This is a genomic window from Cognatiluteimonas profundi (genome assembly GCF_009792795.1).
GTDB classification, from domain to species: domain Bacteria; phylum Pseudomonadota; class Gammaproteobacteria; order Xanthomonadales; family Xanthomonadaceae; genus Cognatiluteimonas; species Cognatiluteimonas profundi.
This window is the reverse complement of record NZ_VKHQ01000002.1, coordinates 13,180-35,442: the sequence shown is the minus strand read 5'-3', so window position 1 is coordinate 35,442 and position 22,263 is coordinate 13,180. Positions and strand designations below refer to the sequence as shown.

Genomic DNA, 22,263 nt, shown 5'->3' with positions numbered 1-22,263 from the left:
ACCAGCAGGGTGGCGGCGTCCTGCCAGCTGCGTGCAGCGGGCGCCAACGGCGCATGTCCTACACCTCGAGCGTCGCCAGGTCGCCTTTTTCCTCGAGCCAGGCGCGACGGTCTCCCGCGCGCTTCTTCGCCAGCAACATGTCCATCAACGAGCGCGTGCCGCTGTCGTCCTCGATGGTCAGCTGCACCAGCCGGCGGGTATCGGGATGGACAGTCGATTCGCGCAATTGCTGCGGGTTCATCTCGCCCAGGCCCTTGAAGCGCATGACGTTGACCGATCCCCTGATCTTCTCGCGCTCGATCCGGTCCAGCAGCAGGCGCTTTTCTTCCTCGTCGAGCGCGTAGAACACCTGCTTGCCCACGTCCACGCGAAACAACGGCGGCATGGCGACGAAGATGTTGCCGGCGCCGACCAGGGCCGGGAAATGCTTCAGGAACAGCGCGGCCAGCAGCGTCGCGATATGCAGTCCGTCCGAGTCGGCGTCCGCGAGGATGATGATCTTGCCGTAACGCAATCCGCTGATGTCGTCCTTGCCGGGATCGCAGCCGATGGCGACGGCCAGGTCGTGCACTTCGGTCGATGCCAGGACGCTGCCTGACGCGACTTCCCAGGTGTTGAGGATCTTGCCGCGCAGCGGCAGGATCGCCTGGAAATCCTTGTCGCGTGCCTGGCGCGCGCTGCCGCCGGCCGAGTCGCCTTCCACCAGGAACAACTCGGTGCGCGACAGGTCCTGCGAGATGCAATCGGCGAGTTTGCCGGGCAGGGCGGGGCCCTGGGTGACCTTCTTGCGCGTGATCTGTTTTTCGGTCTTCAGCCGCGCACTGGCGCGGTCGATGGCGAGCTGGGCGATTTTTTCGCCGATGTCGGTGTGATGGTTCAGCCACAGCGAAAACGCATCGTGCGCGGCGCCTTCCACGAAACCCGCCGCCTGCCGCGACGACAGGCGCTCCTTGGTCTGTCCGCTGAACTGTGGGTCGGTCATCTTCACCGACAGGACGAAGGCCACGCGATCCCAGACGTCTTCCGGCGCCAGCTTGATGCCGCGCGGCAGCAGGTTGCGGAAATCGCAGAACTCGCGCAGCGCGTCGGTGAAGCCGGTGCGCAAGCCGTTGACGTGGGTGCCGTGCTGCGCGGTCGGGATCAGGTTGACGTAGCTTTCCTGCACCAGGTCGCCATCGGGCACCCAGGCGACCGCCCATTCGGCGATTTCCGTGTCCCTGGCGAGCTTTCCGACGAATAGATCGGCGGGCAGCAGTTCGATGCCCGACAGTTCGCCCTTGAGGTAATCGCGCAGTCCGTCCTCGTAATGCCATTCGTTGCGCTCGCCGCTGGCTTCGTCGAACAGGCGCACGGTCAGGCCCGGGCACAGCACCGCCTTGGCGCGCAGCAGGTGGCGCAGGGCGCGCAGGGCGAACTTCGGGGTATCGAAATAACTGGCGTCGGGCCAGAAGCGCAGCCGCGTGCCGGTGTTCTTCCTGCCCACCGTGCCGACGATGTCCAGCGCCGACGTGGGCGCCCCATGCGCGAACGTCATCCGGTATTCGTTGCCATCGCGGCGGACATGCACGTCCACGCGCGACGACAGCGCATTCACCACGCTGACGCCGACGCCATGCAGGCCGCCGGAAAACGTGTAATTCCTGTTGTTGAACTTACCGCCCGCATGCAGCCGGGTCATGATCAGTTCGAGGCCGGGGATGCCTTCTTCCGGATGGATGTCCACCGGCATGCCGCGGCCGTCGTCGCTGACCTCGCAACTGCCGTCGGCGTGCAAGGTCACCTCGATGGTCTTCGCATGGCCAGCCAGGGCCTCGTCGACCGCGTTGTCCACCACCTCCTGCGCAAGGTGGTTGGGGCGCGTGGTGTCGGTATACATGCCCGGGCGGCGCTTGACCGGGTCCAGGCCGGAGAGGACTTCGATATCGGCGGCGTTGTAGCGGGAGCTCATTCGCGGTCGCAGGGAAAGGCGGATCGCGATTGTCGCGTATCGCCGTCGCTGGCGGTAAGACGCCATGCGGCCGGGCGCCCGATTCCGGGGCCGGCCGCCGCGGCCAAGCGCGCATTCCAGCGGTTTTCGCCCCCGCGGTCGCCGCGGCAGTCCGCAGCCGCTAGAATGCGGGTTTCCAGTCACGCCGCGCCCATGACATCTTCAGGTTCCGCCACTCCGCTTGTTTTCGTCACCGGCGGCGTGGTGTCCTCGCTCGGCAAGGGCATCGCGGCCGCATCGCTCGCGGCCATCCTCGAATCGCGCGGCCTGCGCGTGACGATGATGAAGCTCGACCCGTACATCAACGTCGATCCGGGCACCATGAGCCCCTTCCAGCACGGCGAGGTGTACGTCACCGACGACGGCGCCGAGACCGACCTGGACCTTGGGCATTACGAGCGTTTCCTGCGCACCCGCCTGTCCGGCAAGAATTCCATCACCACCGGCAAGATCTATGAATCGGTGATCCGCAAGGAGCGTCGCGGCGATTACCTCGGCGGCACCGTACAGGTCATCCCGCACGTCACCGACGAGATCAAGCGCTGCATCGACGACGCCACCAATGGCTTCGACGTCGGCCTGGTGGAGATCGGCGGCACCGTCGGCGACATCGAGTCATTGCCGTTCCTTGAAGCGATCCGCCAGATCCGCACCGAACGCGGCCCGCACAAGGCGCTGTTCATGCACCTGACGCTGGTGCCGTTCATCGCCGCGGCGGGCGAGCTGAAGACCAAGCCGACGCAGCACTCGGTCAAGGAGCTGCGCTCGATCGGCATCCAGCCCGACATCCTGCTGTGCCGCAGCGAGCAGCTGTTGCCCGACAGCGACCGGCGCAAGATCGCGCTGTTCACCAACGTGCCGGAGAAGGCGGTGATATCCGCCGTCGATCTCGACAACATCTACAAGATCCCGATGTGGTTCCACCAGCAGGGCCTGGATGAGATCGTCGTCGGCCAACTGCAGCTCGCCGCGGCGCCCGAGGCCGACCTGTCGGGCTGGGAAGCGGTCGTCGATGCCTGCGAGCACCCGATCGACGAGGTGACGATCGCGGTGGTCGGCAAGTATGTCGATCACCAGGATGCCTACAAGTCGCTCGCCGAAGCCCTGAAGCACGGCGGCTTGCGCCAGCGCACACGGGTCAGGTTGAAGTGGCTGGAGTCGCAGGAAATCCGCCGCGAAGGCCAGGGTGCACTGGATGGCGTCGACGGCATCCTCGTCCCAGGCGGCTTCGGCGATCGCGGATTCGAGGGCAAGGTGCTGGCCGCGCAGTACGCGCGCGAGCAGGGCGTGCCGTATTTCGGTATCTGCTACGGCATGCAGGCGGCCGTCGTCGACTTCGCCCGCCACGTGGCTGGCCTGGAAGATGCCAACAGCACCGAGAACGACCGTCAGTCGCCCAACCCGGTCATCGGCCTGATCACCGAGTGGCGCACGGCGTCCGGCGACGTGGAGCGGCGCACCGAGGCCAGCGACATGGGCGGCACCATGCGCCTGGGCCTGCAGGACCAGCGCATCAAGCCCGGCACGCTGGCACACCAGCTGTATGGCAAGGACATCGTCGGTGAGCGTCATCGCCACCGCTACGAGTTCAACAACCGCTACCGCAGCCAGCTCGAGGACGCCGGTCTCGTCATCAGCGCCAAGTCGATGGACGACCTGCTGGTGGAGATGATCGAGTTGCCGCAGTCGCAGCACCCGTGGTTCCTGGCGTGCCAGGCGCATCCGGAATTCCTCTCGACCCCGCGCGACGGCCATCCCTTGTTCGTCGGCTTCATCCGCGCCGCGCGCGAGCACAAGGCCCACGCCAGCGGGCGCCTGCTCAAGGAAGCCAGCGCATGAACCTCTGCGGTTTCGAGGTTGGCCTCGACAAACCGTTCTTCCTCATCGCCGGGCCCTGCGTCATCGAGTCGATGCAGCTGCAGCTCGACACCGCGGGCGCATTGCAGGAGATCACCGCGTCGCTCGGGATTCCCTTCATCTTCAAGTCGAGTTTCGACAAGGCCAATCGCACCTCGGGCGCCAGTTTCCGCGGCCCCGGCCTGGAGGAGGGGCTGAAGGTCCTGTCCGAGGTCAAGCGCCAGCTTGGCGTGCCGGTGCTGACCGACGTCCACGAATACACGCCCATGGACGAAGTCGCCGCGGTGGTCGATGTGCTGCAGACGCCGGCGTTCCTGTGCCGGCAGACCGACTTCATCCAGAAAGTGGCCAGCGCAGGGCGGCCGGTGAACATCAAGAAGGGCCAGTTCCTGTCGCCGTGGGAAATGAAACACGTCGCGGACAAGGCCTTGGCGACCGGCAATACGCAGATCATGGTGTGCGAGCGCGGCGCGAGCTTCGGCTACAACAACCTGGTGAGCGACATGCGCTCGCTGAGCGTGATGCGCGACACTGGTTGCCCGGTCGTGTTCGACGCCACGCACTCGGTGCAACTGCCCGGCGGCATGGACGGCAAGTCCGGCGGCCAGCGCGAGTTCGTGCCGGTGCTGTCGCGCGCCGCGATGGCAGTCGGCATCAGCGGCATCTTCATGGAAACGCACCCGGATCCGGACAAGGCGCTCAGCGACGGCCCGAATGCCTGGCCGCTGGACAAGATGCGTGCCCTGCTGGAAACGCTGCTGAAGATCGACCGCATCACCAAGAAAAACGGTTTCCTGGAAGCCATGTAGGGCGGGTTTCAACCCGCCGCTTTTTCGTTCGCCAATGACGGCGGGTTGAAACCCGCCCTACACCAAGCAAAGAAGCCATGACCGCCATCACCAAGATCCACGCCCGCGAAGTGCTCGACAGCCGTGGCAATCCCACGCTGGAAGCGGAAGTCACGCTCGCCGACGGCAGTTTCGGCCGCGCGGTGGTGCCGTCCGGCGCATCCACCGGATCGCGTGAGGCAGTTGAACTGCGCGATGGCGACAAGACGCGCTACGGCGGCAAGGGCGTGCTCAAGGCGGTCGCCAACGTCAACGGGCCGATCGCGCAGGCGGTGCAGGGCATGGACGCGGCCGACCAGGCCGCGCTGGACCGGCGCCTGATCGACCTGGACGGCACCGAGAACAAGGGTCGCCTGGGCGCCAACGCATTGCTCGGTGTTTCCCTGGCCAACGTGCACGCGGCGGCCGCATCGCGGCGCATGCCGCTATGGCAGTACCTGGCGAATGGTCGCGCGCCGATGCTGCCGGTGCCGATGATGAACATCATCAACGGCGGCGCGCACGCCGACAACAACGTCGACCTGCAGGAATTCATGGTGCTGCCGGTCGGCTTCGATTCGTTCTCCGAAGCCCTGCGTTGCGGCACCGAGATCTTCCACGCGCTGAAGTCGGTGCTGAAGGGGCGTGGGCTGAGCACTTCCGTTGGTGACGAGGGCGGCTTCGCACCGGACCTGCGCAGCAATTCCGAAGCGCTGGACACGATCCTCGAAGCGATCGGCAAGGCCGGCTACAAGGCCGGCGAAGACGTGATGCTCGGGCTCGACGTTGCATCGAGCGAGTTCTACGACAACGGCAAGTACCACCTGGTCGGCGAGGGCAAGCGGCTGACCAGCGAGCAGTTCGTCGACTTCCTCGCCAGCTGGGCCGCGCAGTACCCGATCATCAGCATCGAGGACGGCATGGACGAAGGCGACGGCAATGGCTGGAAGTTGCTGACCGAACGCCTTGGCGCAAAAGTGCAGCTGGTCGGGGACGACAATTTCGTCACCAATCCGAAGATCTTCCGGCAGGGCATCGACCAGCACATCGCCAATGCCATCCTGATCAAGGTCAACCAGATCGGGACGCTCACCGAGACCCTGGAAACCATTGCGATGGCCGACGCGGCGCATTACGCGGCGGTCATCTCGCACCGCTCCGGCGAGACCGAGGACACGACGATCGCCGACATCGCGGTCGCCACCACCGCGACCCAGATCAAGACCGGCTCGTTGTGCCGCAGCGATCGCGTCGCCAAGTACAACCAGCTGCTGCGCATCGAAGAGCAGCTGGGCGTCGATGCCCGCTACGCCGGCCGCGATGCCTTCGTTTCGCTCAAGCGCTGACGAACCCACACCCTTGCGCGCCATGGCCATCATGCTGGTGCTGCTGCTCGCGCTGCTGGCGTGGCTGCAATACCGGCTCTGGTTCGGCGAGGGTGGCGAGCGTGAGGTCGCCGCGTTGCAGGCACAGGTGCAGCAGCAGGCGCGAGACAACGCCGGCCTCAAGCAGCGCAACGAAGCACTCGCCGCCGAAGTCGAGGACCTCAAGTCCGGCGAAGCCGCCGCCGAGGAGCGCGCACGCAGCGAGCTGGGCATGATCAAGCCCGGCGAAACCTTCTACCGGGTGGTCGATCCGGACACGCAGCCTGCGGCCGGGGCCGATGCCGACACGACGACAGCGGATCACGCGCCATGACCTGGGCCATCGTCCCGGCGGCCGGTCGTGGACTGCGCGTTGGCGGCACCGTTCCGAAGCAGTACCTGGATATCGGCGGCTCGCCGTTGATCGCCTACACGCTGCAGGCCCTGCTGGTGCATCCCTCGCTGGAAGGGGTGGTTGTGGTGCTGGCGCCCGATGACACGTCATGGCCGGGCTGGACCACCATCGCTGGCAAGCCGGTGCTGACCTGCGTTGGCGGCGAGTCGCGCGCCGAATCGGTACTCGCCGGCCTTGGCGCGCTGCCGGAGAGCGTGCGGCCGGACGATTTCGTGCTGGTCCATGACGCCGCACGCCCCAACCTCGCGCTCGACGATCTGGATCAGCTGCTCGAACGCGGCCGCAACGATCCGGTCGGCGCCGTGCTCGCGGCGCCCGTCCGCGACACGCTCAAGCGCGCCGGAAGCGATGGCGGCATCGACGGCACCGAGTCGCGCGAGCGCCTGTGGCGCGCGCTGACACCGCAACTGTTTCGCCGCATGCAGCTGACCCGCGGGCTGGAATCCGCCCGTGACGCCGGCGAGACCGTCACCGACGAGTCGATGGCGATGGAGCGGCAAGGGCTGCGTCCACTGCTGGTGGAAGGTCGCGAGGACAACTTCAAGGTCACCACCGGCGCGGACGTGGATCGGTTCGCCTACATCGTCGCGCATCGATGAGCGGCGTCCGCATCGGACACGGGTTCGACGTCCATGCATTCGGCGATGGCGATCACGTCATGCTGGGCGGCGTGCGCATCGCGTCGGCCAGGGGGGTCGTCGCCCACAGCGATGGCGACGTCGTGATCCATGCACTGTGCGACGCGATGCTCGGCGCGCTGGCGCTGGGTGACATCGGCCAGCACTTCCCGCCGTCCGATCCACAATGGAAGGATGCCGACAGTCGCGCATTCCTGCGTCATTGCAGCTGCCTGCTGCGCGATCGCGGCTGGACGCTGGGCAATGCCGACATCACCGTGATCTGCGAGCAGCCCAAGATCGGGCCACATGCCCAAGCCATGCGTGCATTGCTCGCCGCCGACCTCGGGATCGACATCGATGCGATGAGCATCAAGGCCACGACGACCGAGCGGCTGGGCTTCACCGGTCGCGGCGAGGGCATTGCCGCCCACGCCGTGTGCCTGCTCGAACGCGCATGAACGACGCCACGCTGGCGCGTGCGCACGGCGAGCCCGTGCTGTCGGCGCGGATACGCGCCACGCCGGAGGATTTCCTGGTCGAGGAACTGGACGGGTTCGAGGCGACAGGCAGTGGCGAGCACCTGCTGCTGACGGTCGAAAAGCGCGGGACCAACACGGCGTTCGCCGCGGCGGAAATCGCGCGCTGGGCAGGCATACCGGCAATGGGCGTCAGCTATGCCGGCCTGAAGGATCGCCACGCGGTGACGCGCCAGCGCTTCAGCGTGCACCTTCCCAAGCGGGTCGCACCCGACCTGGCGGACCTCCAGGTTCCCGGCCTGCGCGTGCTCAAGAGCGAATGGCATTCGCGGAAATTGCCGCGTGGTGCGCTGGCGGGCAATCGTTTCGAAATCGTCCTGCGCGCCGTCCAGGGCGAGCCATCCGCCATCGACGCCCGCCTGGCCACGATCGCCGGGCAGGGTGTCCCGAACTATTTCGGTGAACAGCGATTCGGGCGTTCCGGCGACAACGTCGCCAATGCGCTGGCGATGTTCGCCGGCCGCCGGTTCGGCCGCGACCAGCGCACGCTGCTGTTGTCGGCGGCACGGTCTGAACTGTTCAACCAGGTGCTGGGCGCCCGCGTATCCGACGGTTCATGGAATCGCGGCCTGGCGGGAGAGGTGTGGATGCTGGACGGCACGCGCAGCGTGTTCGGCCCGGAACCCTGGACGGATGAACTGGCGGCGCGACTGGCGGCCTTCGACATCCATCCGACAGCGCCGCTGTGGGGGCGCGGAAGCCTGCGTTCGGCCGACGATGCCCTCGCGCTGGAAGCGTCCGTGCTCGCCGACCCGCGGTCGCTGGCGCTGCGTGCCGGACTGGAGATGGCTGGACTGGCGCAGGAGCGTCGGGCCACGCGTTTGCGGGCGGGACAACTGCAGTGGGAATGGCTGGACGGCAGCGCCCTGATGCTGGCGTTCGTGTTGCCGCCGGGCACCTACGCGACCACCCTGCTGGCCGAGTTGGGTGCCGTTTCAGACCGCTCGTCGGAAACCGGCGACCGGCACTAGCCCGGGCAATACGGCGGCGTATAAGCGTTGGATGACGGCCTGAAATGGCTGGTCGCAATCCAGATCCGTCCCCAGGAGGACGTCATGAAACACACGATCGCAATGGGCCTCGCCGCCCTGTCGCTGGTGGTCATCAGCGGCTGTTCGAGCATGCAGGACAAGTCGACCATGGCCAAGTCGGTTGAAGTGGATGACGCGGCGTACATCGCGCGCGTCGAACGCGTGGCGATGGATCGCGGCGTCATGGTGCGCTGGGTCAACCCGCCCAAGAAGCGCGTCGATACCCAGCTGTAAGCGTCAGCGGCGTTTTTGCGCCAACAGCACCAGCACCGCGCCGTGTCCGCCCTGCGCGGGCGGCGCGGAATGGAACGCCAGTACGTCCGAGCGCTGGCGCAGCAGGCGGTCGACCAGGTTTTTCATCACCGGCACGCCACTGTCCGAGTGCAGGCCCTTGCCATGCACGATGCAGACGCATCCCAGTCCCGCTTGCCGGGATTCGGTCATGAAACGCCGCAGCAGCAGTTCCGCCTGGCCGGCATCGCTATGGTGGAGGTCGAGTTCGTCCTGCGCGGCGTAATGTCCCCGTCGCAGCCGTTGCAGCACGCGGGCAGGCACATGGTCGCGCCGGAACGATAGTCCGTCGCCCGACTCCAGCACATCCGCCTGCAGCGCCTGGCGGAACGTGTCGAGTGCCTCGTCCTCGTCACGCCGGGCCATTCGCGGCAGTGGGCGCGGCCTGGGTTTCCCCGGAGGAGGCGTTGCCGCCGGCAGTTCGCGCACGTTGCCGATCGCGGCCCGGAACAGCGCCGCGTCGTCTTCCGGGCTTTCATCGCCATGGTCGGGCGGCGGCTTGCGACCTGCGTTCATGATGCAAGCCTAGCGTGCGCATGCCGATGCGCGAAGTCCCGATGCGGTCATCCGCTATCATGTCGGGAAATCGCACAGGGCAATCCAGCATTCATGCGCGTATTGGTCAGCAACGACGACGGCGTCGACGCCCCCGGGATCCGGATACTCGCCGAAGGGTTGCGCAACGCCGGCCATGAGGTGCTGATCGTTGCCCCGGACCGCGATCGCTCCGGCGCCAGCAATTCGCTGACGCTCGACATGCCGGTCCGTGTCATCCAGCACGATGCCACCACATGGCGCGTCTACGGCACGCCCACGGACTGCGTGCATGTCGCCATCACCGGGATGCTCGATGTCGAGCCGGACCTCGTTGTCTCGGGCATCAACAACACGTCCAACCTTGGCGACGACGTGATCTATTCAGGCACCGTCGCCGCGGCGATGGAAGGTCGCTTCCTCGGCTTGCCGGCAGTCGCCTTGTCGCTTGCCAGCGCCGACCACCAGGGTCGCAACTACGAAACGGCCGCCCGCGCGGCGGTCGAGATCATCGCGCGGCTGGCGACGGACCCACTGCCGGCCGACACCATCCTCAACGTCAACGTCCCCGACGTCGCCTGGGAGGATGTGGAGGGATTCGAGGTCACCCGGTTGGGCAATCGCCATCGTGCCGAGCCCTGCGTGGCGCAGGCGGATCCGCGCGGGCGCACCTGGTGGTGGATCGGCGCAGCCGGCGCGGCACAGGATGCGGGCCCGGGCACCGATTTCGATGCCCTGCGTCGCGGCTGCATCTCGATCACTCCCATCCATGTCGACCTCACCCGCTTCCAGGCACTGGAGCAGGTGGCGAGCTGGGTTGGCGGGCTGGCCGCATCGCTGGACACCGCCCGATGACGGCACGCATGCGGCTGCAGCCCGAGGCCATCGGCCTGGGCATGACATCGCAGCGCGTGCGCGACCGCCTGATCGACCGCCTGCGCGCTGGCGGCATCATCGACGAGCGCGTGCTCAACGCCATCCGCACCGTGCCGCGGCACCTGTTCGTGGATGAGGCCCTGGCAACACGCGCCTACGAGGACACGGCCCTGCCGATCGGCCATGGCCAGACCATCTCGCAGCCCTGGGTGGTCGCGAAGATGACCGAATCGCTGCTCCGTGACGGCCTTCCGCACCGCGAGGGGCAACCGGCGCGTGTCCTGGAGATCGGCACCGGCTCCGGATACCAGGGCGCGATCCTCGCGGCACTGGGGATGGAGGTCTACACCGTCGAGCGCATCGGGGAGCTGCTGCGCACCGCGCGCAAGCGCTTCCGCACCCTCGGCTTCAACGTGCGCAGCAAACATGACGACGGCCGCATCGGCTGGCCCGAGTGCGCGCCGTTCGACGCGATCATCGTGACGGCCGCCGCGCCTGCGCTGGTCGATGCGCTGACGGCGCAACTGGCGCCCGGCGGCGTCCTCATCGCGCCCGTCGGCGGCAGCACGTCGCAGTCGCTGCTGCGCTTGCAGAAGGATGCCGACGGCGTGGTCACCGAGACAAACCTTGCACCCGTGGTGTTCGTCCCGCTGCTGTCGGGCCTGATCGATCGATGAAGGCGGGCGGCGCATGAAATTGTTCGGACCGATGTATGAGCGCGCCCTGGTGTGGGCCCGGCATCCGCGCGCTCCGCTGCTGCTGTTCCTGCTGAGCTTCGGCGAGGCGGTGATCGTGCCGGTCCCGCCCGAAGTCATGCTCGCGCCGATGTGCCTGTCGCAGCCGAAGCGCAGCTTCTGGTTTGCCGGCTACAGCCTGGTGGGTTCGCTGCTCGGTGCGGTCGTGGGCTACGCGCTGGGGCATTACGCCTTCGAGTTGGTCAAGCCGCTCCTGGCATCGCTGGGATGGATGGATCGCATCGATGCGCAGGTCGCGTACCTGCGCGGCATCGCGGCGCAGTCGCCGTGGAAGACTTTCTGGATCCTGGTGCTGGCGGGTTTTACGCCGATTCCGCTGAAGTTCTTCACCTGGGCGTCGGGAATCGTCGGCGTGCCGCTGTTTCCGTTCATGGCCAGCATGGCAGTGGGACGCGGGAAGCGCGTGTTCCTGATCGCGACGGCCATCCGGCTGGGCGGGGTGCGCGCCGAAGCCGCCCTGCGGCGTTACATCGAACCGATCGGCTGGGCCGCGATGGCGCTGCTGGCAGTCGGGGTTGGCTACATGGTCTGGAGGTCGCGCGGCGCATGAGGGGTTGGCACATCACGACGGGCATGGGTGTGGGTGGACGATCCGGAAATCACGCGCGACCGCTCCTGGCCTTGGTCGGTGTGCTGGCCTGCCTGGTCGCGGCCAGTTGCGGCAGTACCCGCATCGTGCGTGGACCGACCATGCATCAATCGACTGCACGGATTTCCACCCCGCGTTATGGCGCGACCGCGACCGTGCATCCGGGCGACACCCTGTACCGGATCGCCGTCGGCAACGGCATCAGCCCGCTGGACCTGGCGATGTGGAACGCGGTGCCGCCGCCTTACACGATCCATCCCGGGCAACGCCTGCGCCTGTATCCGTCCGATCGCGCCGCGGCACGTTCCGTTGCGTCCGCCCCGCGTCCCAGGGCGCCCGCAGTGCAGCCGCCATCGGGCTCGGTGCGCGCGCCCACGGTGGATTCGACTCCGGCCGCTCCGATCCTCGTCCCCGGCGCGAGCCCCTTCACGTGGACATGGCCGGCGGATGGATCGATCACGGGCCGATATGTGGCGGGCGAGCCCACCCAGCAGGGCATCGATATCGCGGGCCAGGAAGGCCAGCCCGTGCGCGCCGCCGCGGACGGCGTGGTGGTGTACTCGGGCTCAGGCCTGGTCGGGTATGGCGAGCTTGTGATCGTCAAACACAATGACGCCTGGTTGTCGGCTTACGGCCACAACCGTTCGCGCCTGGTCAACGAGGGCCAGCGCGTCACCGCAGGCCAGCAGATCGCGCAGATGGGGCACACCGGCGCCGCGCGAGACGTGCTGCATTTCGAGATCCGCTACAACGGCAAGCCGGTCGATCCGCTGGCGTATCTGCCGAAAAAATAGCCGCCGCGGCGACAGGCGCTGCGAGTGACGCCATCGCGTCGCATCGCGTGGTTGGAATTCGCCTGCGGGATGTTGGATCGTCGATCCGTGCCAGGCCGGTCGACTCAAGCCTGGGCGTGTGGAATCACGAAACCCGCCACTACGCGCCGGCCTTCGCCGGCCAGCACGCTATAGGTGCGGGCGGCGGCGGCATTGGTCATGACCTCGATGCCCAGATGGCGCGTCAGGCAGGCCGCCAGCACCGCTGGTGGCGGAAACACCTGCGTCGCTCCGGTTCCCAGCAGCACCAGTTCGGGGTCCAGGGCCAGCAGGGCATCCAGGTCAGCCGGTTGCATGGTAGCGGCGTCGGTGACGGGCCAGTTCTCGACCAGGGTGTTCGGTGCGATGACGAAGCTGCCGCGCATGATCCTGTCGTTGACAAGGGCATGGTCGCCTTCGGCGCCACGCAGGTACCAGGCGTAGTCGGGGCGTTCGAGGTTCAATTGCATGGGGACATGCTAACGCCGTGGGTCGGATGCCGCGTCAACCGCAAGCTCGCGCGGCGGGCGAGCCAACTAGCTCAGGCGCGCGGCAGGACGATCTGGCGTCGCTCGACGCTGGGGCGGTACAGGATCACGATGTGCCCGATCCGTTGGACCACTGCCGCATCGGCGCGCGTGGCGAGTTCCTCGCCCAGTTGCTGGCGGACGTCGCGATCGTCCGTTGCGATCTTCACCTTGATCAGCTCGTGGTGTTCGAGCGCGCCGATGACCTCGTCAACCAGCGTCTGGCTGATGCCCTTGCCGCCAACCTGCAGGATCGCCTTGAGGCCGTGCGCCTGACCACGAAGGAAGCGGGTCTGGGCGTTGGTCAGGGCGATGGGCATGTGCTGCGCAAGGAGTGAATACGGGAGCGCAGGGTATCATGGCGGCCCGCATCGCCCGGCGCCGCATGGCCACCCGCAGCAAGTCCAGCCAGCGCTGGCTCAAGGAACACTTCTCCGACCCCTACGTGAAAAAGGCGCAGGCAGAGGGATTGCGGTCGCGCGCGGCATACAAGCTCGAGGAACTGGTCGAGCGTGACCGGCTGCTCCGACCTGGCATGGTGGTGGTGGATCTTGGCGCTGCCCCTGGCGGCTGGTCGCAGTGGCTGCGCCAGGCGCTGTCCACGCTGTATCCGTCCAGCCCGGGCCGGATCGTCGCCCTGGACATCCTGGAAATGCCCACGCTGGCCGGCGTGGAGTTCCTTCATGGCGATTTCAGGGACGATGCGGTCTTATCTGCGCTTGAGTCTTTGCTCGGCAGTCAGCCGGTCGACCTTGTTCTGTCCGACATGGCCCCCAATAAAAGTGGCATGGATGCCGTTGACCAGCCGCGGATGATGCATCTGGCTGAATTGGCGATGGACTTCGCCGACCACCATTTGCGCATCGACGGGACGTTCCTGATCAAGTTGTTCCAGGGCGTCGGTTTCGACGACTACGTGCGGGAACTGCGGCGGCGGTATGCCAAAGTGGCCATCCGCAAGCCGGACGCATCACGCAAGCGCTCTCCCGAAGTCTATGCCCTGGCGCAGGGCAAGCTGTCCCACCCAAGCCCACGAAGTCACCTGCAGGACCCTGAATACACATGAATGACCTGGCCAAGAATCTGATGCTGTGGGTGGTCGTCGCCGTCGTGCTGATGGTGGTGTTCCAGAGCTTCAGCCCGAAGACGGCCGGCGCCGACGCGCTGACCTACGACCAGTTCGTGCAGGAGGTCCAGGGCAACCGCGTGGCCAAGGTCAACATCGCCGAGGACCGCACGACGATTGCCGGCGAGCGCAAGGACGGCACCAAGTTCACGACCTACAACCCGGGCGACAAGGACCTGGTCAACGACCTGATCAACCATGACGTCACCACCGTGCAGACGCCGCCGTCGAGCGGGCTTTCACTGGTCGCGATCATCCTCAACGTCGCCCCGTGGCTGCTGTTCATCGGCATCTGGGTGTATTTCATGCGGCAGATGCAGCAGGGCGGCGGCAAGGGCGCGATGAGCTTCGGGCGTTCGCGCGCCAAGCTGCTCAACGAAGACCAGACCAAGGTCACCTTCGGCGACGTCGCCGGTTGCGACGAGGCCAAGGAAGAAGTGTCGGAACTCGTCGAGTTCCTGCGCGATCCGGGCCGCTTCCAGAAGCTCGGCGGCAAGATCCCGCGCGGCGTGCTGATGGTCGGCCCGCCCGGCACCGGCAAGACGCTGCTCGCCAAGGCGATCGCCGGCGAGGCCAAGGTGCCGTTCTTCTCGATCTCCGGTTCGGACTTCGTCGAGATGTTCGTCGGCGTCGGTGCCAGCCGCGTGCGCGACATGTTCGAGCAGGCCAAGAAGCAGGCGCCGTGCATCATCTTCATCGATGAAATCGACGCCGTCGGCCGCCATCGCGGCGCCGGCCTGGGCGGCGGTCACGACGAGCGCGAGCAGACCCTCAACCAGTTGCTGGTCGAGATGGACGGCTTCGAGGGTGGCGAAGGCGTGATCGTGGTCGCCGCGACCAACCGTCCCGACGTGCTCGATCCCGCGTTGCTGCGCCCGGGTCGCTTCGATCGCCAGGTCGTGGTCGGCCTGCCGGACGTGCGCGGCCGCGAGCAGATCCTCAAGGTGCACATGCGCAAGGTGCCGCTGGCCGACGACGTCGTGCCGATGGTGATCGCGCGCGGCACGCCCGGTTTCTCCGGCGCGGACCTGGCCAACCTCGTCAACGAGGCGGCGCTGTTCGCCGCTCGCGAGAACGGCAAGGAAGTGCGCATGGAGCACTTCGACAAGGCGCGCGACAAGATCATGATGGGCACCGAGAACCGCTCGATGGCCATGAGCGAGCAGGAAAAGACGCTCACCGCCTACCACGAAGCCGGCCATGCGATCGTCGGTCGCCTGATGCCCGAGCACGACCCGGTCTACAAGGTCACGATCATCCCGCGCGGCCGCGCGCTGGGCGTGACCATGTACCTGCCCGAGGGCGACAAGTACAGCTACAACCGCACCGCGATCGAATCCCAGCTGTGCTCGCTGTACGGCGGACGCGTGGCGGAGGAGCTCGTCTTCGGCGACGACAAGGTCACCACCGGTGCTTCCAACGACATCGAGCGCGCAACCAAGATGGCGCGCAACATGGTCACCAAATGGGGTTTGTCCGAGCTTGGCCCGATCACCTACGGCGAGGAGGAGGACGAGGTCTTCCTCGGCCGCTCGGTGACGCAGCACAAGAACGTGTCGGACGAAACCGCGCGCCGGATCGATGAAGTCGTGCGCGGCATCCTCGACCGCGCCTACGAGCGCACCCGCACCATGCTGACCGAGAACCTCGACAAGCTGCACACGATGGCCAAGCTGCTGCTGCAGTACGAAACCATCGATGCGCCGCAGATCGAGGCGGTGATGACCAACCGCGAACCGCCGCCGCCAGGTAACTGGACCAAGGGTGGTCCCGCGCGTGAGGTTCCAAAGCCGTTCACCATCGGCGGCCCGGCACCGCAGACCTGAGCGGCCACGGCCGCTGCCGGCCGTCGAATTCGTTGCACTGGATGCAAGCCCCCGGAGGCAAGCCCGGGGGCTTTTTCTTTAGTCACTGCCTGCATCTGGCCGCGAGTAGGATCGCCCTGTGGCGTGTCTGGCCGCGTGCCGCGGAGGAGTCGACACATGCGCGACTGGGAAGGATCTCTCAAGGCGTTCGTCGATGAGTTGCGGCGCCGTCGCGTCTTTCGCGTGGCGGTGGTGTTCCTGGTCGTCGGCTGGGTGCTGATCCAGGTTGCCGGCGCGACATTCGGCCCGCTCGGTCTTCCGGACTGGACCGTGAAGCTGGTGATCGTGCTGGTGGGGCTCAGCTTCGTGCTCGCCTGCGCCCTGGCATGGACCTACGACCTCACCACGCGCGGCATCGAGCGCACCCCGCCAGCGGCCGTGGCCGACGCGGCGGCACCCGAGGCGTCGGTGGCCATCCTGCCGTTCGCGGACCTCAGCGAGGGCCATGACCAGGATTATTTCTGCGAAGGCCTGGCCGAGGAAATCCTCAACGCGCTGGCGTCGATCAGCGGCATGCGGGTGGCGTCGCGCACCTCGTCCTTCCGCTTCCGCGACAACGCCACCGACGCGCGCGACATCGGGCGCGCGCTCAACGTCGCGGCAATCATGGAAGGCAGCGTGCGCAAGGCCGGCGACCACGTCCGCGTCACCGCGCAGCTCGTCGATGCCGGCAACGGCTACCACCTGTGGTCGGAGAATTTCGATCGCAAGCTCGAGGACATCTTCGTCATCCAGGAAGAAATCGCGCGCAGCGTCGCGCGTGCATTGCGAGTCACGCTGCAGAAGCCGGACGTCCTGGACATGGGTCGCAACGCCCCGGCCGACGTCCGCGCCTACGAGTTCTACCTGCGCGGTCGCCAGATGCAGGCGTTGAAGAGCACCGTCACCTGGCGCAGCGCCCCGGAGATGTTCCGGCGCGCGATCGAGCTGGATCCCGATTACGCCCAGGCACACGCGGGCCTCGCCGATGCCCTGGTCGGACTGCTGCTGTGGCGCCTGGTGAAGCCGGAGGAAGTGCTGGATGAAGCGATTGCCGCCGGCAAGCGCGCGCTGGCCCTTGCGCCCGACCTCGCCGAGGCACACGTCGCACATGCGAACACCTTGTCCTGGGCGGGCGAGACGGATGCGGCCACGGCGGCGTTCGAGCGGGCGATCGCATTGAATGGCGAGCTGTACGAGGCGCATTACTACTTCGCCCGCCATTGCTTTGCGCACGGCATGTACGCCCGTGCCGTCGAGGAGTTCGAAAAGGCACACCGCGCCCGGCCGGATGAATTCCAGGCGCTGACGCTTGGAGCCAACGCTGCGGATTCGATGGGCGATGGCGACCGCGCGATGGCATTGTCGCGACAGGCGCTCGAGCGCGCGCTGGCCGAGGCGGAACTCGATCCGGAAAACGGTCGTGCCCGCTACCTCGCGGCCGGACTGCAGGTGCGCCTTGGCGATGCCGAAGCAGGCAAGCGCAATGCCGAAGCAGCGTTGCGCATGCGTCCGGACGACTATGGAACCCTGTACAACGCCGCCTGTGTCTACGCGCAGGTCGGCGAGTACGACCGGGCGCTGGACCTGCTCGATCGTGCCGTCTCCACCGGGCAAGGATTCCGGGAGTGGATCGACCACGACCACGACTTCGACACGGTGCGAAATCTGCCCCGGTTCAAGGAGATCGTCGCGAGGCTGGACGAACCAGCGCACGGTTAGCGGGGTCCTGGCGGATTGCCGGATAATCGGCGCATCAAGCGGCAGGCAACGGCGGCAGGTTCGCGCCGCACGGTCTGCACGCGCACGCACCGGAGCCAGTGATGTTCGACCTCTCGCCACAACTCGATTGCGCTGGTCGGATCCTCAAGCTGGATCGCCCGCGCGTGATGGGCATCGTCAATGTCACCCCCGATTCGTTTTCCGACGGCGGCGAGCACGCCGGGCCCGACGCTGCCGTGGCACATGCCTTGCGACTGGCCGGGGAGGGCGCCGACATGCTGGACATCGGCGGTCAATCGACGCGGCCGGGTGCCGCGGAAGTGCCGCTGGACGAGGAATTGCGTCGCGTGATTCCCGTCATCGAGCAACTGGCGGCGTCCACCGCGTTGCCGATCAGCATCGATACCTCGCGGGCCGAGGTCATGCGTGCGGCCGTTGCCGCGGGCGCCGGCATGATCAACGACGTCCAGGCCCTGCGTCGCGAGGGTGCGCTCGACGCTGCCGCGGCGCTCGGCGTGCCGGTCGTGCTGATGCACATGCAGGGCGAGCCACGCTCGATGCAGGACGCGCCGGCCTACGACGACGTGGTCGCCGAGGTGCACCGCTTCCTGGCCGAGCGGATCTTCGCCGCCGAGATGGCGGGCATCGCCAAGAAGAAGCTGGTCGTCGATCCGGGGTTTGGCTTCGGCAAGACCTCCGCGCATAACCTGCTGCTGCTGGCCCAGCTGGAGCGTTTCACCGAACTCGGCGTTCCGTTGCTTGCGGGCCTGTCGCGCAAGAAGACGATTGGTGAGCTGACCGGCCATGCCGATCCGCATGAGCGCATCCATGGCTCGGTCGCCGCCGCGCTGATCGCCGCGCAGCGCGGTGCGATCCTGCTGCGCGTCCACGACGTGGCGGCAACGGTGGACGCATTGAAAGTCTGGAATGCGGTCGCGGCGCAACCGATGCCGCGCGCGAAACCCGCGGCGGCTGGATTGCGATGGCCCGACGACGACTGAGTTACGTTGCAGAGGCCTGGCAGGTCACGAGGTCGGTCGGCATCCACACCTCGCTCCATCGCGCAAGCTTGCTGTCGGGTGCGAGCAATCGGGGCGACACGATGGTTTCCTCGATGAGGTCCATGCGGTCATTGATCGCATTGCGATTGGCCGCGCCGAGCAGTCGTCCATCGACGGCGCGGGCCATCACCGCGACCAGCACTCCGCACTCTCGGCAGAGCAGGAATTCCGCCTGTGCGGAGCCTTGGCGATAGCGCTGCAGTTGCGTGGTATCGGCGAGGATTCGCAGCTGCCCCGCCGGGTCCGACACCCAGGCTGCGCGGTGGCGGGTGCAGAAGTCGCAATCGCAGGCGCGTGCAACGAAGGAACGCAACGGCCGCGCGGAGCTGAATTCCAGTCGCAGCGCGCCGCAGTGGCAACCGCCGGCATGGAGGATTGCGGTCATCGAAACCTACCCTGGTGCAGGCCTGCGCAGCATAGCCGGTCACGCCCGGGCTAAGCTTGGCGCCGCAGCCCCGACACCCGGGGTGGGGGAGCCAGACGCATGACCGCAAGCACGCCGCTGCTCGTCACCTTCGCGCTGTACCTGCTGGCGATGGTCGCCATCGGGTTCATGGCGTGGCGATCGACGAATACCTTCGACGACTACATCCTCGGCGGGCGTTCGCTGGGTAGTTACGTCACGGCAATGTCCGCCGGCGCATCGGACATGAGCGGCTGGCTGCTGCTGGGCTTGCCGGGTGCGTTGTATGCAAGCGGCGTCTCGGAAGCCTGGATCGCGATCGGCCTGATCGCCGGCGCCTGGTGCAACTGGAAGTTCGTTGCCGGCCCGTTGCGGGTGTACACCGAGCGCAGCGGCAATGCCCTGACGCTGCCGGATTATTTCACCAACCGTTTCGAGGACAGCAGCAAGCTGCTGCGGATCCTGTCGGCGCTGGTGATCCTGGTGTTCTTCGCCGTGTATTGCGCCAGCGGCATCGTCGCCGGCGCGCGACTGTTCGAAAGCGTGTTCGGACTGCCGTACGCGCAGGCGATCTGGTGGGGTGCCGCCGCCACCATCCTGTACACGCTGGTCGGCGGCTTCCTTGCCGTGAGCTGGACCGACACCGTGCAGGCGACCTTGATGATCTTCGCGCTGCTGCTGACACCGGTGATCGTGTTGCTGAGCGTGGGTGGCGTCTCCACCAGCATGGGGCTGATCGAGCAGGTCGATCCGGCCAGGCTGCAATGGATCGGCAAGGGCGGCGTGGTCGCCGTGGTGTCGGCCGTCGCCTGGGGGCTGGGCTATTTCGGCCAGCCACACATCCTCGCGCGCTTCATGGCGGCCGAATCGCTGCAGACGATTCCAAAGGCGCGCCGCATCGGGATGGCCTGGATGGTGCTGTGCCTGCTGGGCGCCGTGTCGGTCGGACTGTTCGGCATTGCCTACTTCGCCGCCCATCCGGAGCAGGGCGCGATGGTCCGCGACAACCCGGAGCGTGTGTTCATCGCGCTGGCGACGATGTTGTTCAATCCGTGGGTTGCCGGCGTGCTGCTGTCCGCGATCCTCGCCGCCATCATGAGCACGCTGTCGTGCCAGCTGCTGGTGTGTTCCAGCGCGTTGACCGAGGATTTCTATCGCGGCTTCCTGCGTCCGCGCGCGAGCCAGCGCGAACTCGTCTGGTTCGGCCGCGCCATGGTGCTGTCGGTCGCGCTGCTGGCGATCCTCATCGCGCGCGATCCTGAAAGCCGCGTGCTCGGCCTGGTGAGTTACGCCTGGGCCGGCTTCGGCGCCGCATTCGGCCCGGTCGTGCTGTTTTCGCTCACCTGGAAGCGGATGACCCGCAATGGCGCGCTGGCCGGCATGGTGGCCGGTGCGCTCACCGTGATCCTGTGGAAGCAGACCGGCAGCGCGCTGTACGAGATGATCCCGGGAGTGATCGCCGCGTCGGTCGCGATCATCGTTGTCAGCCGCCTTGGCCGCGCGCCATCGCCGGCGATGCAGTCGCGACACGATTCCGTTCGCGAAGCGCTGCACGCGACCGGGTATTGATGACGGCGGCATCCGCACACGCCGCTGGCGATGCGCGCCCGCGCGCGATCGCGCTCATGGGCCCGACCGCATCGGGCAAGTCGGCGCTTGCGCTGGAATGGGCGGAGCGCATCGGCGGGGAAATCGTCAGCGTCGATTCCGCGCTCGTCTATCGCGGCCTGGACATCGGTGCGGCCAAGCCCACGACCGACGAGCGTGCCCGCGTCCGCCACCACCTGATCGACGTGCGCGATCCGTGGCAGCCGTATTCGGCCGCGGAATTCGCCGACGACGCGCGATGCGCGCTGCAGGACATCGTCGCGCGCGGCAAGGTCCCCATCCTCGCGGGTGGCACCGGCCTGTATTTCCGCGCGCTGCTGCAGGGCCTGGCGCCGATGCCAGGCAACGACCCCGCATTGCGGATGCGCATCGCCGATGAAGCACGCGAGCGCGGCTGGGCGACCCTGCACGCAGAGCTGGCCATGGTCGACCCGCTGGCTGGTGCGCGCATCCATGCCACCGATGCCCAACGCATCCAGCGTGCGCTCGAAGTCTGGCGCAGCAGCGGCCGCACGATCAGCGCATGGCAGCAGGACAGCGCGCAGCAGCGTTTGCCGCTGCGCGTGCTCAAGCTGGTGCTGTCACCGCCCGATCGCGCGACCTTGCACCGGCGCATCGAAGCGCGATTCGACGCGATGCTCGCCGCCGGCTTCCTCGACGAAGTCCGCGCCCTGCGCTCGCTGCCGGAACTGCGGTCGCAGCCCTCGCCAATGGACCTGCCTTCGCTGCGCGCGGTCGGCTACCGGCAGGCCTGGGAACACCTGGAGGGGATGACGTCGGCCGACGAATTCCGCGACCGGGCCATCTTCGCCACCCGCCAGCTGGCGAAGCGCCAGCTCACCTGGCTGCGGCGTGAGGTCGACGCGCGATGGCTGGACCCGGCAACCGATCAGGTCGCAATAGGGCAGGCGCTGCATCTGTTCATGCGCTGAGGGCGCCGCAGCCGCCGCCACGGACGATCATGAACGGCGACGCCGGTCGCTATCGCCGCGCGCGCGGTTGTGCAAACATCGGCCGGTCGCCGCCGCGGGGAGCGGGTCGGGCGATACGGAACCAGCTCCAGACTGGCCGGACCAACAAACGAGTGGGGAATACACCATGTCCAAGGGGCAATCGTTGCAGGATCCTTTCCTGAATGCGCTGCGTCGCGAGCGCGTTCCGGTTTCCATCTACCTCGTCAATGGCATCAAGCTGCAGGGCACGGTCGAATCCTTTGACCAGTTCGTGGTGCTGCTGCGCAATACCGTCAGCCAGATGGTCTACAAGCACGCGATTTCCACCGTCGTGCCGGCGCGCAACATCCGCGTGGGCCCCGGCGGCGGCCACATGCAATCCGGTGCCGACGGCGACGGCGACGAGCCCGATGACGACGAGGCCGAATAAGCGCCTGCTCCTGCGCGACGCTTGATAAGGGCTGGCGGCGGCCGCATCTGGTTGGGAAGGCGGCGATGCCCGTTGCCTGATGGAGTAACACGCCC

General features: G+C 67.0%; 24 protein-coding genes. 19 read left to right on the top strand and 5 right to left on the bottom strand.

Annotated elements, in window-relative coordinates; all coding sequences use genetic code 11:
• Positions 1 to 58: 58 nt before the first annotated feature.
• Complete coding sequence (gene parE, locus GST15_RS00975; RefSeq protein ID WP_159015390.1) at positions 59 to 1,948, bottom strand: DNA topoisomerase IV subunit B; 1,890 nt, start codon at positions 1,946 to 1,948, stop codon at positions 59 to 61.
• A 192-nt stretch (positions 1,949 to 2,140) separates the two neighbouring features.
• Here parE and pyrG point away from each other — a divergent pair, with 192 nt between their 5' ends.
• The 8 genes from pyrG to GST15_RS00935 all read left to right on the top strand — a co-directional run bounded on the left by pyrG (position 2,141) and on the right by GST15_RS00935 (position 8,871).
• Positions 2,141 to 3,826 (top strand): CTP synthase, encoded by a 1,686-nt coding sequence (pyrG, locus tag GST15_RS00970; RefSeq protein WP_159015389.1) that lies wholly within the window; start codon positions 2,141 to 2,143, stop codon positions 3,824 to 3,826.
• On the top strand, positions 3,823 to 4,653 hold the full coding sequence (kdsA, locus tag GST15_RS00965) for a 3-deoxy-8-phosphooctulonate synthase (protein ID WP_159015388.1): 831 nt from the start codon (positions 3,823 to 3,825) through the stop codon (positions 4,651 to 4,653). The genes pyrG and kdsA overlap by 4 nt, the downstream gene beginning before the upstream one ends.
• A 77-nt stretch (positions 4,654 to 4,730) precedes the next feature.
• Positions 4,731 to 6,017, top strand: coding sequence for a phosphopyruvate hydratase (eno, locus tag GST15_RS00960; RefSeq protein WP_159015387.1), 1,287 nt, complete (start codon positions 4,731 to 4,733; stop codon positions 6,015 to 6,017).
• Between the two features lie 22 nt (positions 6,018 to 6,039).
• The gene (gene ftsB, locus GST15_RS00955) at positions 6,040 to 6,369 is read left to right on the top strand and encodes a cell division protein FtsB (protein ID WP_159015386.1); all 330 of its coding nucleotides are present in this window, start codon (positions 6,040 to 6,042) and stop codon (positions 6,367 to 6,369) included.
• Entirely contained in the window at positions 6,366 to 7,049 is a 684-nt protein-coding gene (gene ispD / locus GST15_RS00950) for a 2-C-methyl-D-erythritol 4-phosphate cytidylyltransferase (RefSeq protein WP_159015385.1), read from the top strand. The genes ftsB and ispD overlap by 4 nt, the downstream gene beginning before the upstream one ends.
• A complete protein-coding gene (gene ispF / locus GST15_RS00945; RefSeq protein ID WP_159015384.1) occupies positions 7,046 to 7,528 on the top strand; it encodes a 2-C-methyl-D-erythritol 2,4-cyclodiphosphate synthase in 483 nt (160 codons plus the stop codon). The genes ispD and ispF overlap by 4 nt, the downstream gene beginning before the upstream one ends.
• Positions 7,525 to 8,577: a tRNA pseudouridine(13) synthase TruD gene (truD, locus tag GST15_RS00940; RefSeq protein ID WP_159015383.1), complete on the top strand. Its 1,053-nt coding sequence runs from the start codon at positions 7,525 to 7,527 to the stop codon at positions 8,575 to 8,577. Before ispF ends, truD begins: the two co-directional genes overlap by 4 nt.
• Positions 8,578 to 8,661: 84 nt before the next feature.
• Positions 8,662 to 8,871 carry a hypothetical protein gene (locus GST15_RS00935; RefSeq protein WP_159015382.1) on the top strand — a complete coding sequence of 70 codons (210 nt, stop codon included), beginning with the start codon at positions 8,662 to 8,664 and terminating at the stop codon, positions 8,869 to 8,871.
• Positions 8,872 to 8,874: 3 nt separating this feature from the next.
• Here GST15_RS00935 and GST15_RS00930 read toward each other — a convergent pair whose 3' ends face one another.
• Entirely contained in the window at positions 8,875 to 9,444 is a 570-nt protein-coding gene (locus GST15_RS00930) for a Smr/MutS family protein (protein WP_159015381.1), read from the bottom strand.
• Between the two features lie 93 nt (positions 9,445 to 9,537).
• On the opposite strand from GST15_RS00930, the gene surE reads away from it, so the two are divergent.
• From surE to GST15_RS00910, 4 genes are read left to right on the top strand one after another with little or no spacing between them, the layout of a single operon-like run.
• Complete coding sequence (gene surE, locus GST15_RS00925) at positions 9,538 to 10,317, top strand: 5'/3'-nucleotidase SurE (RefSeq protein WP_159015380.1); 780 nt, start codon at positions 9,538 to 9,540, stop codon at positions 10,315 to 10,317.
• On the top strand, positions 10,314 to 11,015 hold the full coding sequence (locus tag GST15_RS00920) for a protein-L-isoaspartate(D-aspartate) O-methyltransferase (protein WP_159015379.1): 702 nt from the start codon (positions 10,314 to 10,316) through the stop codon (positions 11,013 to 11,015). Before surE ends, GST15_RS00920 begins: the two co-directional genes overlap by 4 nt.
• 13 nt (positions 11,016 to 11,028) lie before the next feature.
• The gene (locus tag GST15_RS00915) at positions 11,029 to 11,643 is read left to right on the top strand and encodes a YqaA family protein (protein ID WP_159015378.1); all 615 of its coding nucleotides are present in this window, start codon (positions 11,029 to 11,031) and stop codon (positions 11,641 to 11,643) included.
• Between the two features lie 23 nt (positions 11,644 to 11,666).
• Complete coding sequence (locus GST15_RS00910; RefSeq protein WP_159015575.1) at positions 11,667 to 12,476, top strand: peptidoglycan DD-metalloendopeptidase family protein; 810 nt, start codon at positions 11,667 to 11,669, stop codon at positions 12,474 to 12,476.
• Positions 12,477 to 12,580: 104 nt separating this feature from the next.
• Here GST15_RS00910 and GST15_RS00905 read toward each other — a convergent pair whose 3' ends face one another.
• Both GST15_RS00905 and yhbY read right to left on the bottom strand, forming a co-directional pair.
• Positions 12,581 to 12,964, bottom strand: coding sequence for an Mth938-like domain-containing protein (locus GST15_RS00905; protein WP_159015377.1), 384 nt, complete (start codon positions 12,962 to 12,964; stop codon positions 12,581 to 12,583).
• A gap of 71 nt (positions 12,965 to 13,035) precedes the next feature.
• Positions 13,036 to 13,341 carry a ribosome assembly RNA-binding protein YhbY gene (gene yhbY / locus GST15_RS00900; protein WP_159015376.1) on the bottom strand — a complete coding sequence of 102 codons (306 nt, stop codon included), beginning with the start codon at positions 13,339 to 13,341 and terminating at the stop codon, positions 13,036 to 13,038.
• A 65-nt stretch (positions 13,342 to 13,406) separates the two neighbouring features.
• Between yhbY and rlmE the strand changes: the two genes are divergently transcribed.
• The 4 genes from rlmE to folP all read left to right on the top strand — a co-directional run bounded on the left by rlmE (position 13,407) and on the right by folP (position 18,714).
• On the top strand, positions 13,407 to 14,087 hold the full coding sequence (gene rlmE / locus GST15_RS00895; RefSeq protein ID WP_159015574.1) for a 23S rRNA (uridine(2552)-2'-O)-methyltransferase RlmE: 681 nt from the start codon (positions 13,407 to 13,409) through the stop codon (positions 14,085 to 14,087).
• Positions 14,084 to 15,973: an ATP-dependent zinc metalloprotease FtsH gene (ftsH, locus tag GST15_RS00890; protein WP_159015375.1), complete on the top strand. Its 1,890-nt coding sequence runs from the start codon at positions 14,084 to 14,086 to the stop codon at positions 15,971 to 15,973. Before rlmE ends, ftsH begins: the two co-directional genes overlap by 4 nt.
• Before the next feature lie 156 nt (positions 15,974 to 16,129).
• Complete coding sequence (locus GST15_RS00885) at positions 16,130 to 17,713, top strand: TPR end-of-group domain-containing protein (RefSeq protein WP_159015374.1); 1,584 nt, start codon at positions 16,130 to 16,132, stop codon at positions 17,711 to 17,713.
• 101 nt (positions 17,714 to 17,814) lie between these two features.
• On the top strand, positions 17,815 to 18,714 hold the full coding sequence (folP, locus tag GST15_RS00880) for a dihydropteroate synthase (protein ID WP_159015373.1): 900 nt from the start codon (positions 17,815 to 17,817) through the stop codon (positions 18,712 to 18,714).
• A 1-nt stretch (position 18,715) separates the two neighbouring features.
• Here folP and GST15_RS00875 read toward each other — a convergent pair whose 3' ends face one another.
• Positions 18,716 to 19,159, bottom strand: coding sequence for a GFA family protein (locus GST15_RS00875; RefSeq protein WP_159015372.1), 444 nt, complete (start codon positions 19,157 to 19,159; stop codon positions 18,716 to 18,718).
• Positions 19,160 to 19,258: 99 nt separating this feature from the next.
• On the opposite strand from GST15_RS00875, the gene putP reads away from it, so the two are divergent.
• The 3 genes from putP (at position 19,259) to hfq (ending at position 22,168) form a co-directional block, all read left to right on the top strand.
• Positions 19,259 to 20,746 (top strand): sodium/proline symporter PutP, encoded by a 1,488-nt coding sequence (putP, locus tag GST15_RS00870; RefSeq protein ID WP_159015371.1) that lies wholly within the window; start codon positions 19,259 to 19,261, stop codon positions 20,744 to 20,746.
• On the top strand, positions 20,746 to 21,717 hold the full coding sequence (gene miaA, locus GST15_RS00865) for a tRNA (adenosine(37)-N6)-dimethylallyltransferase MiaA (protein ID WP_159015370.1): 972 nt from the start codon (positions 20,746 to 20,748) through the stop codon (positions 21,715 to 21,717). The genes putP and miaA overlap by 1 nt, the downstream gene beginning before the upstream one ends.
• 166 nt (positions 21,718 to 21,883) lie before the next feature.
• Positions 21,884 to 22,168: an RNA chaperone Hfq gene (gene hfq / locus GST15_RS00860; RefSeq protein WP_159015369.1), complete on the top strand. Its 285-nt coding sequence runs from the start codon at positions 21,884 to 21,886 to the stop codon at positions 22,166 to 22,168.
• Positions 22,169 to 22,263: the final 95 nt, after the last annotated feature.